Below are 13,850 nucleotides of genomic sequence, written 5' to 3' on the forward strand. Positions count from 1 at the left end.
GGCTACGTATAACAAGTAGCACAGGCACGCATTTGCCTTATTCAACTTAAAATAACCATACATGAAGTATACGCTATTCTTACTGGCATTAGCAGGGCTGCTGAGCTGCACCAGCAGGGGCAACGTAAGCTTTAGCCAAACTCAGGAAATGACAGGTTCAGACACTACCTTCCAGGCCACTGACTACGACGCCATGTTTGAGGACGTGAAAACGGCGCAGTACACGCTGGCTGCCTTAATTAAAATGGATCCCAACCTCTCTACTTTCGCAGTTATGATAGAGCAGGCTGATCTGACAGCTGCCCTGGCTGAAGAAACCTCGCTCACGTTGTTTGCCCCAACCAACGAGGCTTTTGCCAGTTGGCCCCAGGACTCGGTGAACATGCTCATGAAGCCCGAATACCGCGCTCAGCTCATCAGGCTGTTGCAGGCACACATGCTGCTGCGCCAGGCCGATGCGGCCAGCCTGAGTGCCGACCCAAGTATAGAAACCAGCGGGGGCGAGTACGCAGCTGTTACAGTAAACGATGATACCGTCTCTGTTGGCGGGGCTACTATCGTGAAGGCCAACGTTAGGGCATCTAATGGCATCCTGCATGTGGTGGATAAGGTGATTACCCCTGTAGAGAGTAGGCTGGAGCGCTACTAAAGCGCAACAGCGGCAGCTCTTTTCTTGCAAACGGCACCAAAACAAAACCGTAACTATAGCTTATGCTTACCCGTTAATAGAAACCACGCCGGCAATAGCACAAACTAGGTAGCTGCCGGCCATACGTGAACCATTATAAAAAAACAAGAAAGCTATGGCAAACAGAACTGATAATGCGGGAATGATGACCGCTATGTTTAGAGACAGAGACAGCGCCGAGCGCGCCTACGACGAACTGCGCGCACGCGGCTATGATAAGGATGAGATTAACGTGGTGATGTCTGATGAAGGCAGAAAGCGCCATTTTAGCGGAGAGACAAAAGGTGACACCACAGAGCTCGGCAACAAGTCCTTGGAAGGAACAGGCGCAGGTTCTGCCATTGGCGGCACCCTGGGAGCCATTGTTGGCGCAGTGGCGGCCATTGGTACTTCCGTGGCCATTCCGGGCCTTGGCCTTGTAGTGGCTGGTCCGTTGGCGGCTGGTCTGGCGGGTGCCGGTGCCGGTGGTTTAACAGGTGGCCTGATTGGTGCCCTGATTGGCGCTGGTATTCCGGAGGAAAGAGCCAAAGTATACGAATCAGGCGTAAAAGAGGGCAACATAGTGCTTGGCTTCAAACCACGCACCCCTGAGGATGCCCGTTACTTTGAAACGCACTTCCAGAGCAACAGAGGAGAGCATATCTACTACTAGGCAGTAGACAGATTTTCAAAATAAAGAGCGCCCGGCTGGTATAGATTTTACCGGCGGGCGCTCTTCGTTTACAGCCACCCCTTATAAAATATACACATAAATATATATTAATAATACCAGTTACTTTATACTACATAGAAGGGTTGTCTTCCCACTAAAAACATACTATTATTGAAAATAAGTTGGATCAAAAAGAGTTTATTCGGGCTATCATATATACTACGGCACCGCTTATTGCCGTTATAACACCGTAGCTGCTTTTAATTAGAAGGAATAAAGATACGTTGTTGTTCTTATCAGGGCACCAACATAACTACGATAGATTCACTGCACCCTTATGTATAAACTGAACCACATTCTGATCATCGACGACGATCAAATCAACAACCTGTTCTCTCAGATTGTCCTGGAAGACGCCGACGTGAGCAGCATGGTATCGGTCTGCCATAGCGTGCCCGAGGCGCTGGACTTTCTTCGTGCCGCCGAAGTTACAGGCGATACAGCCTTCCCGGACCTTATCCTGCTCGACATCAGCATGCCCTCCATGGACGGCTTCGATTTCCTGGACCGCTACTATGCCATGGGGTATAACGAGCGACACCAGACGTTTATCTCCATGTTCACTTCCTCCGACGAGCAGGATTACCTGCAGCGGGCGCGCCAGTATGAAGTGGTGGTAGGTTTTATTACCAAGCCACTGTCTATCCCGACCCTCAACAACATACTTGCCCTGCAGGATAGCACCCGGGCAGAAAACAAATTGTCATAGTTTCGTATGCATTAAGGTATAACAAACTATATCTTAATATTTCCACGAACTATGAAAAACACGATTATAGCTATCTGGTGCGCGGCAGGCGCCTTGTTACTCGCCTCCTGCGACTCCGGAAGTACAAACGAGCAAAACACGACCGAGGCCACTTCCGGCACTACTGCGGCAGCCAGTGCAGATACCACCCTGACAGACGATAAAAGGGAGTTGATGGAGTTTGCCGCCCAGAACAACATGCTGCAGGTAGAACTCGGTAAGATAGCCACTGACCAGGGCACCAGCGATGCGGTAAAAGCCTACGGACGCAACCTGGTAGACTGGTATACCACCAAACAAAAGGAGTTGAGCGAGTTGGCGCAAGAAAACAACGTGTCGCTTCCTCAGCAAATGAATGAGGAGGGCACCAAGCATCTATCTGAGCTCCGGGAAGCCAAGAACTTTAACGAGGAATACTGGGAGCAGCTAACCGACGCGCAGAAAAAGGCCATCGACGAGTTTGACAGTAAGGTGAAAGACATCGAGCAGTCAGACGCCACCGCTTTCTCGCTCTGGGCCCGAAACACCTTAAAAGAGCTGCAGGCACAGTATGAGCAGGCCAGAGGCCGCGAGGTAGAGCTTAAAAACCGGGATAGCGGCATTCAGCCGTAACAGGAAAGTATAACCAGTTATAAAAGCCCGGGAAGCAGTTTCTGCCCGGGCTTTTATACTTTAGAGCAGTTCTTTCAGTTTGTTCCAGGTATGCTGCGCCAGCAGCTTTTGCCCCTCTGCATTGGGGTGCACCCCGTCCGGCAGGTTCAGAAGGCGGTTTCCCGCCACCCCTTCCAGCAAGAAAGGAATAAAGTGAATGTTGTTCTTCAGGGCCAGCTCCCGGAACAGTTTCCGGAATTCGGCCGCGTAGCGCCCCGGCACAATGTCCGGTATCTCCATCCCCGAAAGTATAACCTTTGCCTCCGGGTTCTTATGCAGCACCTTATCCAGAATTGCCTGCAGGTTCTGGCTTGTCTCACGCGCAGCAATGCCGCGCAAACCGTCGTTAGCCCCTAGCGCCAGTATAAATATGTCGATTGGTTCGTGCAGCCAGCGCTCGATGCGGTACACGCCGCCAGCGGTGGTATCGCCGCTAAGGCCGCCGTTCAGCACCTTGTAATCCGCATACCCCTCCTGCCGTAACTGTTCCTGAATAAGGCTGGGGTACGCCTGTGCAGCCGGTAATCCGTACCCCGCTGTGAGGCTGTCCCCGAATATCAGTATATTTTTCATGCAGATTTCTCTAAATGTAAATACGGAGGCCGCTGGTGGCAACACAGCCAATGCGCAACGCCTCCCCTCTTCTGTGCCACCTGGCTATACTTCCGCTCAAACACCAACCCAACACAAGCACTGCGCATGTATACTTTTCCTCCTCACGCCCAGGCTCCGGCTTCCTTTATCAAAACACCGGCGGCACTTTCTTGTTTTTAGGAGCGGGCAAGGCCTTGGCACAGGCTCCCTGAAACGAAAAAAGTTGGTTATCAGTTATAATACCAGGCACTTTGCCACGTATGTAGTACATGAAAAGAAGCTGCCTGCGCTGACTGCTATGATAAAATGTTTTTTTCCCCTACATTACACTTTAAACCGAATTTAATCGCGCGAGCGGCATCACTTTTGCAATCTAACCTGTAGTTCAACTTATTAAATAGATGATATCATTGACAACCCGCTTTAAAATAATACTGTCAGTTCTCGCAGTTATCCTGCTGACCGGCTCTTTTATACTTTATAGAAACGGAAACAACCCGGATAGCAAAAACGAGATCCTGATAAAAGCACTGATGCAGGGCCTTAACTCGGGGCACTACCAACCTGAGAAGGTAGACGACAGCTTCTCCAAGAAGGTGTTCAACCTGTACCTGCAGCGCCTGGACTACAACAAGAAGTTTCTGTTGGAGTCGGACGTGCAGCAACTGCGCCAGTACGAAACCGCCATCGACGACGAGCTACGTCAGGGTTCCTTCAAGTTTTTCGACCTGTCGGCAGACCTGATAGAGAAGCGCATGAAGGAGTCGCAGGCCTATTACAAGGAAATCCTGGCCAAGCCTTTCGACTTCACGGTGGAAGAGCAGATTGAACTGGATGGCGAGAAGCTGCCTTTTGCCAAGACTACCGAAGAGCTGAAGGAAGCCTGGCGCAAGCAACTGAAATACCAGACCCTCGTGCGCCTGGTAAGTATGCAGGAAGACCAGCAGAAGGCGCTGGAGAAAGATCCGAAGGCCAAGCAGAAAACATTTGAGGAGTTGGAGAAAGAGGCCCGTGAGAAAGTGAACAAGACGTACGAGGACCTGTACCAGCGCCTTGCCCAGATTAACCGCGACGACCGCCGCGCTACTTACATCAACGCTGTAACCAACGTATACGACCCGCACACAGGATACTTCCCGCCAAAAGCCAAAGCTGATTTCGACATCAACTTTACCGGCCGCCTGGAGGGTATCGGTGCCTCGCTGCAGGAAAAAGACGGACAGATACGCGTGATGGAGATAGTGCCGGGCAGCCCATCGTACCTGCAGGGCGAGCTGAAGCCGGGTGACGCCATCCAGAAAGTAGCCCAGGGCGCTGAAGACCCTGTGCTGGTGGAAGGTATGCGCATTGATGACGCCATTCAGCTAATTCGCGGTAAAAAAGGCACCGAAGTACGCCTCACAGTTAAAAAGCCAGACGGCTCTACCAAGGTTATCCCGATTATCCGCGACGTGATTGTGTTTGAGGAGACTTACGCCCAGTCTGCCCTGATTGAGGACAAGGATAAGATTGGTTACATTAAGCTGCCAGGTTTCTACGCCGACTTCGAAAACAAAAACGGCCGCTTCAGCGGTGCCGATGTGAAGCAGGAAGTGGAGAAACTGAAAAGTGCTGGCATGAAAGGCCTGATTCTGGACCTTCGTAACAATGGCGGTGGCTCACTGGCCGATGCCGTGGAAATGGCTGGTCTGTTTATCGAGCAAGGCCCGGTGGTGCAGGTAAAAACTGCCTCTGGCAAAGCCGTTGTGCTTGACGACCGCGACACGCAGGTGCAGTACGGTGGCCCGCTGGTGATTATGGTAAACTCAAACAGCGCCTCTGCCTCCGAGATTCTTGCCGCCGCCATGCAGGACTACAAGCGCGCCGTTATTGTGGGTAGCCCAACTTTTGGCAAAGGCACTGTGCAGCAGTTCTTTGAGCTGGATGAGGCCCTGCCGGCGCAGTTTAACCCTTACAAGCCATTCGGCGCCCTTAAACTGACAACCCAGAAATTCTACCGCATCAACGGCGGCACCACGCAGCTGCGCGGCGTAACGCCGGATGTAACGCTTCCGGATGCTTACGCTTACCTGGAGTTCGGCGAGAAGGAGCAGGATTACGCGCTGCCTTTCGACGAAATTGCCCCTGCCAAGTATAAACCATGGAATAGTGGTAAACTGAACGTGACGCAGGTGAAGGCAAGCAGCCAGAAACGTGTGGCCAAAAATGAGAGCTTCCAGTTGATTAAGCAGAGCGCCGAGCGCCTGAAGAAGCAGGCGGATAACACCACCCGCTCCCTGCAACTGGAAAAGTATAAAGCAGAGGAGAAAAAAGCTGAAGCTGAGGCCAAGCGCCTGGAGGAGGCGCAGAAGCAACTGCCGGTGCTCAACGTGAAGCGCCTGCAGCAGGACCTGCAAGCCCTTGGCAGCGACACGGCTAAACTGGCCCGCAACAAGGAGTTCATCAAGAGCCTGGAGCAGGATGTGCACCTGGAGGAAGCAGTTGCCATCATTCAGGAAGATTTGAAATAAGACAGCGCATACCTTAACAAGAACGCCAGCTATTGCAGATAGCTGGCGTTTTTTTATATCTTAAGCATCCAAACATCAACCATATACTTATGCACTTCAAAGCCATCCCTAAAGCATGGTTCCTGCTGCATTTCCTGCTGCCAGCATTGCTAAATAGCTGCGCTACCAAACCAGTCAAGGAAGCACCCACAGCAGCCGCAAGAGGCCTGATAACCGCGCAAGCCATGGTGGTATCCGCCCACCCCGACGCCTCGCGCATCGGCACCGAAGTCCTGCGCAAGGGCGGCAATGCTTACGACGCGGCCATCGCAACGCAGTTTGCACTGGCAGTGGCTTTTCCGGAGGCAGGGAACATTGGTGGTGGCGGCTTTATGGTGGCCAGAAGCGCCAGCGGCGAAGTGGCTACCCTCGACTTCAGGGAAACAGCCCCGGCGAAGGCCTCTGAAACCATGTACCAGGACAGCCTTGGCAATGTGGTAGAGGGCCTGAGCACCAGAGGACACCTGGCGGCGGGTGTTCCGGGTTCGGTAGATGGCATGGTGAAGATACACGAGAAGTTTGGTTCGTTGCCCTGGGCAGAACTGGTGCAGCCAGCCGTAGACCTGGCCCGTAATGGCGTGGTACTGACCGAGCGGGAAGCCCGGGGCCTGAACAACACAAAAGAGGCATTTCTTAAAAACAACAAGCACCTCCCCTACCTGGTGCGTGAGCAGGAGTGGAAGGCTGGAGACACCCTCCGCCACCCTAACCTGGCCCGCACACTGGAGCGCATCCGCGACAAAGGCCGTGAGGGCTTCTACGCCGGCGAAACGGCCGATTTAATCGTGAAAGAGATGCAGCGCGGGAACGGTATCATGACCCATCAGGACCTGGCCAACTATACTTCCGTTTGGCGCAAACCCGTGATTGGGAATTACAAAGGCTATAAAGTTATCTCGATAGGCCCGCCGTCGAGCGGTGGCGTGGCCTTGATGCAATTGCTTAAAATGGTGGAGCCCTATGACCTTAGAAAGTATGGCTGGCAGAGCACGGAAACCATTCAGATTATGACGGAGGCCGAGCGCCGCGTATACGCCGACCGCGCCACCTACCTGGGCGACCCGGACTTTGTGCACGTGCCGGTTGAGGAACTGCTGGATGAGGACTACCTGAAAAGCCGCATGAGCACCATGACACTGGCACAGGCCACCCCTTCTTCCGAAGTAAAAGCTGGTCAGGTGCCCGTGTTTGAAAGCGAGGAAACAACCCACTTCAGCATTGTAGATCCGGCCGGCAACGCTGTCTCCATCACCACCACCATTAACGGCAGCTACGGCTCCTATGTGGTGGTAGAAGGGGCTGGGTTTCTGCTCAACAACGAAATGGACGATTTCAGCTCAAAGCCGGGTGTACCGAATATGTACGGGCTGGTGGGCGGCAAAGCCAACGCCATAGAGCCAAACAAGCGCATGCTCAGTGCCATGACGCCCACCATATTGGAGAAAGACGGTAAGCTGTTTATGGTCGTGGGTACACCCGGCGGGTCCACCATCATCACCTCCATTTTCCAGACCATCCTGAACGTGCTGGAGCATGACATGACCATGCAGCAGGCCGTGGCCGCACCCCGTTTCCACCACCAATGGCTACCCGACGAGATACAGCACACCGCCGACGCTATACCCGCTCCGGTACGCGCTGCACTGCAAAGCAAAGGCTATACTTTACGGCAGCGCGGGCAGTATGGCCGCGTGGACGCCATATTAGTGCTGCCTGATGGGAAGCTGGAAGGTGGTGCCGATCCGCGTGGGGACGATGTGGCAGCCGGTTTCTAAACTATACTTTCGGCCTACTTCCGCTTCTGGATAAAGCCGGCCACATACACACCTACAGCGGCTAAACCCGTTAAAGTCATAAGCCCGAAGACACTGGCCCTGCGCCGGAGTACTTCGGGCTTAAATTTTTGCTTCGCCTCCTGCGACGGCGCAATGGCTTTGGACAAAAGTATACCTGTCATCACACTCAGCAGCGAGGTCATTCCTACCGCCGCGTGCGCCACATTCTGGTTGCCTGCTTTTATACCTGAACTGAGCAGTAGCAAGGCCCCTCCGGTTAGCGGCGGGATAAGCGCCGTTTTCGGCCTGTTCTCGTTCAGAAAATAACTGGTGAGGCCCGCTCCTATCAGAACAGCGGCATGTGTGTTGTTGGCTATGTCTGGTCTGTCTACGATGTTCATCTGAAGTATAAATTTTATACTTTGTTTACCGCCAACAGCCCTGCTTGGTTATACTTTCTAGCCTCAGAACCTCCCTCTCCCACCGTAGTCAGAGCTGGTAAAATCGTCTTTAGGAGGCCTCTAAAAAGCACCCTCAACGCACCTTTTTTATACTTTGCTGCATCCGAAATAAAAACCAAAGTCACAATTACAACTTATTGATTTTCAGCGTTTTAAAATGATTGAAAAGCATGCTTTTTCCTGCTTTTTTGCAACTGATAAAGCCTCCGGATTGTTCTGTATACATGAAAGAGAGAGATGAAGAAAACGTGCTTTCCCTCTATCCGGAGGAGGCACAAAACACCGATAAACTATCGCAGAAATCCATACCTGCACAAGTGTTTCTGAATTACTTTTTTGCGATAAATTACCACATTCAGAACTCCGGCACCATGGCGCCGGGGCAACTGCCTATTTTGCATGAGCAGCGGCCGGAGCTGACCGATCAGGACCTGGAGGCGATAAAGAAACTACTGTTGAACAGTTGGAGTACCGAGTACGCGCTGCGGGCCACTGCCGAGCTGGGTGACGAGGAGTACATGCGCAATGCCCTGCACTGGACGTTCCCACAGGCCTATTACGCCGTTTACGCCGGCCTTCAGGCCTTCCTGTATACCCGCGGCCTGAAAACCAACAACGAAGGGTGGGTGCTGCGCGAGGCTGGTCGGCTGGTTGTGAAGAACGCCTATCCACGGGCCATTGGCTTTTACGCCTCCGGCCATTACGATGACTTTAACGTGCACCGCCTGCCCTTGGCGCACTACAAACCCGGGCTGCAGATAGCGGGCAAGGAACTGGAGGCGCAGTCGCAGATAGGGCAGTTTTTGCGCACCACGCGGCGCATGAAGGCCAAAGCGGTACGACAGGCTGTGCAGGCTAACCTGGCTACGGCTATCCGCAGCAGCAAAACAGGCGATGTGTTGCAGAAATTCGGGCCGCAGCACTGGCAGCAGCTTACCTGGCGCATGGGCTATACCACCGTGTTCGACCTGATGGCACGCCTGCGCATTTCGAGCACGCACCGCGAGATCGCGCGCTTTGTGCAGGCCGAGATCGACTTTAAGCTGTTCCACGAGTCGCTGCTGCAGATTGTCGGCTATCTCAACGGCATCCATGAGTGCTTTGTGGCTCAGGCTATGGGCTTGCAGAAGTATGAGGAGTACGTACAGGAACTGCCTGCTTACCTGCAACGCTCGTTTGTAGAGGCAAGGCTGCAGCAACAGATAAAGCCGCTGCTTGGCAAAGAGGATTACGATCTGGGCCAGGCTGCCTAAGTTATACTTTCCTTCTTTCTTTAAACTCCTGCAGGTGTATACTTGCAGGAGTTTTTTATTGACCGGTGATGAAGCGGAATAAACAGATAATCATGATTTCATACTTTTTATAAGGCTCCCATACTTTCGAAGTGAGACTCTTTCACAATACTGGAATTTATACTTCTTTATACTTCAACAAAAGCTCAATATCATCATCAACTTCCAGTACACACCTAAAACAAGAACACGTTAATCATATAAATCCGTTAAATCACTTTAAATCACCGGTCCTCTTTAAAAGCTGCCGATTATTTCCGAATTTTGCAGCTTGATTTTTAGACATCACTTATAGTATAAATCGCATGCAACTGAGCGAACAGGAATTGCGCCGCCGCCATGAGCGCGAAGAGCTGGAGAAAATGGGCATCAACCCGTATCCATCTGAGACATTTGAAGTTACGGCAACTGCCAAGGAGATAAAGGAGAATTACGATAAGGAGAAGAACAACTACCAGGAAGTAACGCTGGCCGGCCGCCTGATGAGCCGCCGCATTATGGGCAAGGCCTCCTTTGCCGAGCTGATGGACAGCACCGGCCGTATCCAGATCTATGTCTCCCGCGACGACATTGCGCCGGGCGAGAACAAGGACCTGTACAACACTGTGTTCAAGAAGATGCTCGACATCGGTGACTTTATCGGGATAAAAGGCTATGCTTTCGTAACGCAGGTGGGCGAGATCTCCGTGCACGTAAACGAGCTGACGGTGCTGGCCAAATCGCTGCGCCCGCTACCGATTGTAAAGCGCGAGATCGATGAGAATGGCAATGAGATTGTGCACGACGGCTTCACCGACCCGGAGCTGCGTTACCGCCAGCGCTACGTAGACCTGATCGTGAACCCGCACGTGCGCGAGACTTTCAAGAAGCGTACGCAGCTGGTGAGCACCATGCGCAACTTCCTGTCCGAGAAAGGCTACCTGGAGGTGGAAACGCCTATCCTGCAGCCTATCCACGGTGGCGCGGCGGCCCGTCCGTTTAAAACGCACCACAACACGCTGGACATGACGCTGTACCTGCGCATCGCCAACGAGTTATACTTAAAGCGCCTGATTGTGGGTGGTTTTGATGGCGTGTTCGAGTTTGCCAAAGACTTCCGCAACGAGGGCATGAGCCGCTTCCATAACCCGGAGTTTACGGTGATGGAGCTCTACGTGACCTACAAAGACTACAACTGGATGATGGAGCTGGTGGAGGAAATGGTGGAGAAAGTAGCCCTTGCCCTGCACGGTAAAACGGAAGTACAGGTAGGCGAGAATGTTATCAACTTTGCCCGCCCCTGGAAGCGCTATACTATGTTTGAGGCCATCGAGCACTTCACCAAGATCGACATCTCCAACATGGAGGAGGCCGAACTGCGCCAGACAGCAGAGAAATTGGGCATCCGCACCGACTCTACCATGGGCAAGGCCAAACTCATCGACGAGATCTTTGGTGAGACAACCGAGCCATACCTGATTCAGCCAACCTTTATCACCGATTATCCGGTGGAGATGAGCCCGCTGGCCAAGAAGCACCGCAGCAAGCCAGGCCTGGTGGAGCGCTTTGAGGCAATCTGTAACGGTAAGGAAATCTGCAACGCTTTCTCGGAGCTGAACGACCCGGTGGATCAGCGTTCCCGTTTTGAGGAGCAGCTGGAGCTTGCCCGCCGCGGCGACGTGGAGGCCATGGCCCTGGACGAGGACTTCCTGCGCGCCCTGGAGTACGGCATGCCGCCAACCGCCGGCTTAGGCGTTGGTATCGACCGTCTGTCGATGATCATGACCAACTCTAACTCCATACAGGATGTGCTGTTCTTCCCACAGATGAAGCCGGAGAAACACGATAAAAAAGAAGAAGAGCAGCAGTAACACTAGTCTCCTATACATAAAAAGCGGCCTGCTAAAGTATAGCAGGCCGCTATTGTTTTATACTTTCAAGTGGCTTCTACATAGCCGGCGGGATATCATTGGCGTTGCGCGTGCTGCTACCGGTATCCTCATAAGGGCTTCTCTTGGCGTTTCCATCGGTTTGGTTGCCGGACTTCAGTTTGCTTGTCCAGTCAGATACCTTATCCTTGGTAGTGGTGTAGCCTTTGTTTACCTGGCCTCCCAGCTTTGTGGCCTGATCGGATACTTTTCGGCGCATCGTGGTGCCTTTATCGGGAGCCAGTAAAACGCCAGCCAAGGCACCGGCAGCGGCACCGGCCAGCAAGCCAAGGGCTACCGCACCACTGCCTCCGCTGCTATTTTTCCCTTTGCTTTTCTTGTGTTCCGGGCTCTGCTGCCTTATTTGTCGCACTGACTCCTGAGCAGTATAATTTGATTTGTTCTCTCCAAGCGAGCGGCATTCCATGTGCGTTCTCATAGCTGATTCTGATTTATTTAAACATAAAAGCCTTCCTCAGAAGGCAAAACTATACCTACCTTAACGCAAGCAGGCTGTTATAGGTTAGCGCAAACAAAAACGCCTGCTCCTTTCGGAACAGGCGTTTTTGCGGGCCTTGCCTCAACCTCCTCAGCGAGCCTGGCTTACTGCCACAGCTCAGGTTAAGGCGCTATCCCTAATAAAAGACAGGCTTCCGCTTATGCGTTACCGCCTGTGGTTCCAGTAGTGTTGCCTGAGCCTCCTCCTGTAGTAGATGAGCCGCCTGTGCTTGTTTGGCTGCCCGTAGAGGAAGTCGTGCTACCTGAAGACGAAGATGTACCGCCTGTAGCTGTGGAGCCAGTGCTGGCGCTCTTGTTGGCACCAGTGTTGTCACCGGCTGCGCTGCTACCTTCGCCCGATTTGCCGAACTTTTCGCTGCTCATCTTCTTTATCTCCTCCAGGCCATCCTGAAGATTCTTCTCCAGGTCTTTGCTCATTTTGCCAGCCCATTTTTTGATGCTGCTACGGGTAACCTCACCTGTGTCAGGAGCCATCAGCAAACCTGCTATCACACCTGCACTGGCACCAGCCAGCATGGCCAGCAAAACTTTTCCGCTATTGTCTTTCATAGTCTTTTATGTTAATAATCTATTTTAAATCTACTTTATCAGTATAATAACGGCTTATACAGCATTAAGTTATATATATACTATGAGATTCTATTATAGTTACCTAAAAATCCAGAAAAATTTTTACTTTAAGACGGAAGGTGCTGCCTTACCAGCTAAAGTTCATGTCGGAGAGCATGCGCTTTATCTCGTCGCGCGTTTTGCCCATTCTGGCCTGTAGCCGGTCCAGCAGCTCATGCTCGCGGCCCTTGTCGTAGCGGAGGTCTTCTTCGGTCAGCTCACCGTAGTTCTGCTTCATCTGGCGTTTTACGTCCTCCCAGGATCCGTGCATCACCAGGTCATACTCTTCCTGGGGTTTGGTGCCGGTGTTCTTTCCGCTCCCCTTCAGGTTTGAGGTCCATCGCTTCACGCTGCTGTTCACTTCGTCGCTGGCGCGGTTAAGCTGTCGCATCAGCTCGTCGCGGGTATCACGTCCATTTTTAGGAGCCAGCAGCACTCCCGCCGCTACGCCTAACCCAATACCCGCCAGGGTAGCCACCAGTATTTTATCGCTGTCTTTATCGATCTGATTCATAGTTCTCATATTTTGCATTTGTTAAGTGGAAGTATACGCTTTAAACAGATCATACCAAAAGACAGGCTGTGTCCGTTTAAATTTCTATATTTTTGTACTCGCAGATACATACGGGACGAGCCGATACAGGTTGATACAGAAGCCCCTTTCTGCCATATACGTAGATATTTTTAACCAAACCTAAACTATGAAAAAAGTAATTGCTGCCTCTGCGCTGCTATTTGCCACCACCCTGGCTGGCTGCGTTAACAACCAAACCCCAGATGCCTCCGCCTCCTGCATCGACCCTACTAAAATTAACCCTGACGCTATTTGCACCATGCAGTACGACCCTGTGTGCGGCTGCGATGGCAAAACCTACGGCAACGCCTGCATGGCCGACAACGCAGGCGTTACCTCGTATACAAAAGGTGCCTGCGACGACAAGCAGTAGGCTATACCTTTAATGCCATATCCTATGAGCGACAAGAAGTACTTTAAACAGACCAAGCCCTTCCGGGTGCCCACTACCGACGGTAAGTTGATAGAAGAGCATTTCGGCAACGTCTCTACCCATACCAGCGCTTTCAGCTTGGCGCATATGGTGGCGCCACCGCATTGGGGAGAGCCGCACCAGACGCCGGAGTTTGACGAGATCACTATCGTTACGAAGGGGAAGAAGGAGATAGAGATAGATGGCGAGAAAGTGGAGGTAAAGGCTGGCGAGTCTATCCTGATAAAGGCAGGCGCCCGCATCCGCTACGCCAACCCCTACGACCACGAAACCGAGTACTGGTCCATCTGCATCCCAGCCTTCGACTTCAACGCCGTGCACCGCGAGGAGGCGTAGAT

15 protein-coding genes are annotated in these 13,850 nt (G+C 52.4%); 10 read left to right on the forward strand and 5 right to left on the reverse strand.

What is annotated here, in order from left to right:
* The first annotated feature begins 61 nt into the window (after positions 1-61).
* The 4 genes from BM040_RS07580 to BM040_RS07595 all read left to right on the forward strand — a co-directional run bounded on the left by BM040_RS07580 (position 62) and on the right by BM040_RS07595 (position 2,760).
* Positions 62-649, forward strand: a complete 588-nt coding sequence (locus tag BM040_RS07580) for a fasciclin domain-containing protein (protein WP_092099901.1) — start codon at positions 62-64, stop codon at positions 647-649.
* A 154-nt stretch (positions 650-803) separates the two neighbouring features.
* A complete protein-coding gene (locus BM040_RS07585; RefSeq protein ID WP_092099902.1) occupies positions 804-1,340 on the forward strand; it encodes a hypothetical protein in 537 nt (178 codons plus the stop codon).
* A 337-nt stretch (positions 1,341-1,677) separates the two neighbouring features.
* Entirely contained in the window at positions 1,678-2,109 is a 432-nt protein-coding gene (locus BM040_RS07590; protein WP_092099903.1) for a response regulator, read from the forward strand.
* A gap of 51 nt (positions 2,110-2,160) precedes the next feature.
* Positions 2,161-2,760 carry a DUF4142 domain-containing protein gene (locus tag BM040_RS07595; RefSeq protein ID WP_092099904.1) on the forward strand — a complete coding sequence of 200 codons (600 nt, stop codon included), beginning with the start codon at positions 2,161-2,163 and terminating at the stop codon, positions 2,758-2,760.
* 60 nt (positions 2,761-2,820) lie between these two features.
* On the opposite strand, the gene BM040_RS07600 is transcribed toward BM040_RS07595, so the two are convergent.
* Positions 2,821-3,372, reverse strand: a complete 552-nt coding sequence (locus BM040_RS07600) for an arylesterase (protein ID WP_092099905.1) — start codon at positions 3,370-3,372, stop codon at positions 2,821-2,823.
* A 422-nt stretch (positions 3,373-3,794) separates the two neighbouring features.
* Here BM040_RS07600 and BM040_RS07605 point away from each other — a divergent pair, with 422 nt between their 5' ends.
* Complete coding sequence (locus tag BM040_RS07605; RefSeq protein WP_092099906.1) at positions 3,795-5,903, forward strand: carboxy terminal-processing peptidase; 2,109 nt, start codon at positions 3,795-3,797, stop codon at positions 5,901-5,903.
* 89 nt (positions 5,904-5,992) lie between these two features.
* Positions 5,993-7,717 (forward strand): gamma-glutamyltransferase, encoded by a 1,725-nt coding sequence (gene ggt, locus BM040_RS07610; RefSeq protein ID WP_217646731.1) that lies wholly within the window; start codon positions 5,993-5,995, stop codon positions 7,715-7,717.
* 14 nt (positions 7,718-7,731) lie between these two features.
* Here ggt and BM040_RS07615 read toward each other — a convergent pair whose 3' ends face one another.
* A complete protein-coding gene (locus BM040_RS07615) occupies positions 7,732-8,118 on the reverse strand; it encodes a hypothetical protein (RefSeq protein WP_245756133.1) in 387 nt (128 codons plus the stop codon).
* 284 nt (positions 8,119-8,402) lie between these two features.
* Between BM040_RS07615 and BM040_RS07620 the strand changes: the two genes are divergently transcribed.
* Both BM040_RS07620 and lysS read left to right on the forward strand, forming a co-directional pair.
* A complete protein-coding gene (locus BM040_RS07620) occupies positions 8,403-9,431 on the forward strand; it encodes a hypothetical protein (protein WP_092100327.1) in 1,029 nt (342 codons plus the stop codon).
* A gap of 344 nt (positions 9,432-9,775) precedes the next feature.
* Positions 9,776-11,320 (forward strand): lysine--tRNA ligase, encoded by a 1,545-nt coding sequence (gene lysS / locus BM040_RS07625; RefSeq protein ID WP_092099907.1) that lies wholly within the window; start codon positions 9,776-9,778, stop codon positions 11,318-11,320.
* A 76-nt stretch (positions 11,321-11,396) separates the two neighbouring features.
* On the opposite strand, the gene BM040_RS07630 is transcribed toward lysS, so the two are convergent.
* From BM040_RS07630 to BM040_RS07640, 3 genes are all read right to left on the reverse strand, one after another.
* Positions 11,397-11,816 carry a YtxH domain-containing protein gene (locus BM040_RS07630; protein ID WP_175491016.1) on the reverse strand — a complete coding sequence of 140 codons (420 nt, stop codon included), beginning with the start codon at positions 11,814-11,816 and terminating at the stop codon, positions 11,397-11,399.
* A gap of 218 nt (positions 11,817-12,034) precedes the next feature.
* The gene (locus BM040_RS07635) at positions 12,035-12,445 is read right to left on the reverse strand and encodes a YtxH domain-containing protein (protein ID WP_092099908.1); all 411 of its coding nucleotides are present in this window, start codon (positions 12,443-12,445) and stop codon (positions 12,035-12,037) included.
* A gap of 148 nt (positions 12,446-12,593) precedes the next feature.
* Entirely contained in the window at positions 12,594-13,019 is a 426-nt protein-coding gene (locus tag BM040_RS07640) for a YtxH domain-containing protein (RefSeq protein WP_092099909.1), read from the reverse strand.
* Between the two features lie 187 nt (positions 13,020-13,206).
* Between BM040_RS07640 and BM040_RS07645 the strand changes: the two genes are divergently transcribed.
* Positions 13,207-13,452: a Kazal-type serine protease inhibitor family protein gene (locus tag BM040_RS07645; protein ID WP_092099910.1), complete on the forward strand. Its 246-nt coding sequence runs from the start codon at positions 13,207-13,209 to the stop codon at positions 13,450-13,452.
* Positions 13,453-13,476: 24 nt separating this feature from the next.
* On the forward strand, positions 13,477-13,848 hold the full coding sequence (locus tag BM040_RS07650) for a cupin domain-containing protein (RefSeq protein ID WP_092099911.1): 372 nt from the start codon (positions 13,477-13,479) through the stop codon (positions 13,846-13,848).
* Positions 13,849-13,850 lie beyond the last annotated feature (2 nt).

Source organism: Pontibacter chinhatensis (assembly GCF_900113285.1).
GTDB lineage: Bacteria > Bacteroidota > Bacteroidia > Cytophagales > Hymenobacteraceae > Pontibacter > Pontibacter chinhatensis.

Bases quoted from the DNA above. Each gene is read 5' to 3' on its own strand.
- BM040_RS07580 (WP_092099901.1), top strand. From the start codon at position 62: ATGAAGTATACGCTATTCTTACTGGCATTAGCAGGGCTGCTGAGCTGC.
- BM040_RS07585 (WP_092099902.1), top strand. From the start codon at position 804: ATGGCAAACAGAACTGATAATGCGGGAATGATGACCGCTATGTTTAGA.
- BM040_RS07590 (WP_092099903.1), top strand. From the start codon at position 1,678: ATGTATAAACTGAACCACATTCTGATCATCGACGACGATCAAATCAAC.
- BM040_RS07595 (WP_092099904.1), top strand. From the start codon at position 2,161: ATGAAAAACACGATTATAGCTATCTGGTGCGCGGCAGGCGCCTTGTTA.
- BM040_RS07600 (WP_092099905.1), bottom strand. From the start codon at position 3,372: ATGAAAAATATACTGATATTCGGGGACAGCCTCACAGCGGGGTACGGA.
- BM040_RS07605 (WP_092099906.1), top strand. From the start codon at position 3,795: ATGATATCATTGACAACCCGCTTTAAAATAATACTGTCAGTTCTCGCA.
- ggt (WP_217646731.1), top strand. From the start codon at position 5,993: ATGCACTTCAAAGCCATCCCTAAAGCATGGTTCCTGCTGCATTTCCTG.
- BM040_RS07615 (WP_245756133.1), bottom strand. From the start codon at position 8,118: ATGAACATCGTAGACAGACCAGACATAGCCAACAACACACATGCCGCT.
- BM040_RS07620 (WP_092100327.1), top strand. From the start codon at position 8,403: ATGAAAGAGAGAGATGAAGAAAACGTGCTTTCCCTCTATCCGGAGGAG.
- lysS (WP_092099907.1), top strand. From the start codon at position 9,776: ATGCAACTGAGCGAACAGGAATTGCGCCGCCGCCATGAGCGCGAAGAG.
- BM040_RS07630 (WP_175491016.1), bottom strand. From the start codon at position 11,816: ATGAGAACGCACATGGAATGCCGCTCGCTTGGAGAGAACAAATCAAAT.
- BM040_RS07635 (WP_092099908.1), bottom strand. From the start codon at position 12,445: ATGAAAGACAATAGCGGAAAAGTTTTGCTGGCCATGCTGGCTGGTGCC.
- BM040_RS07640 (WP_092099909.1), bottom strand. From the start codon at position 13,019: ATGAATCAGATCGATAAAGACAGCGATAAAATACTGGTGGCTACCCTG.
- BM040_RS07645 (WP_092099910.1), top strand. From the start codon at position 13,207: ATGAAAAAAGTAATTGCTGCCTCTGCGCTGCTATTTGCCACCACCCTG.
- BM040_RS07650 (WP_092099911.1), top strand. From the start codon at position 13,477: ATGAGCGACAAGAAGTACTTTAAACAGACCAAGCCCTTCCGGGTGCCC.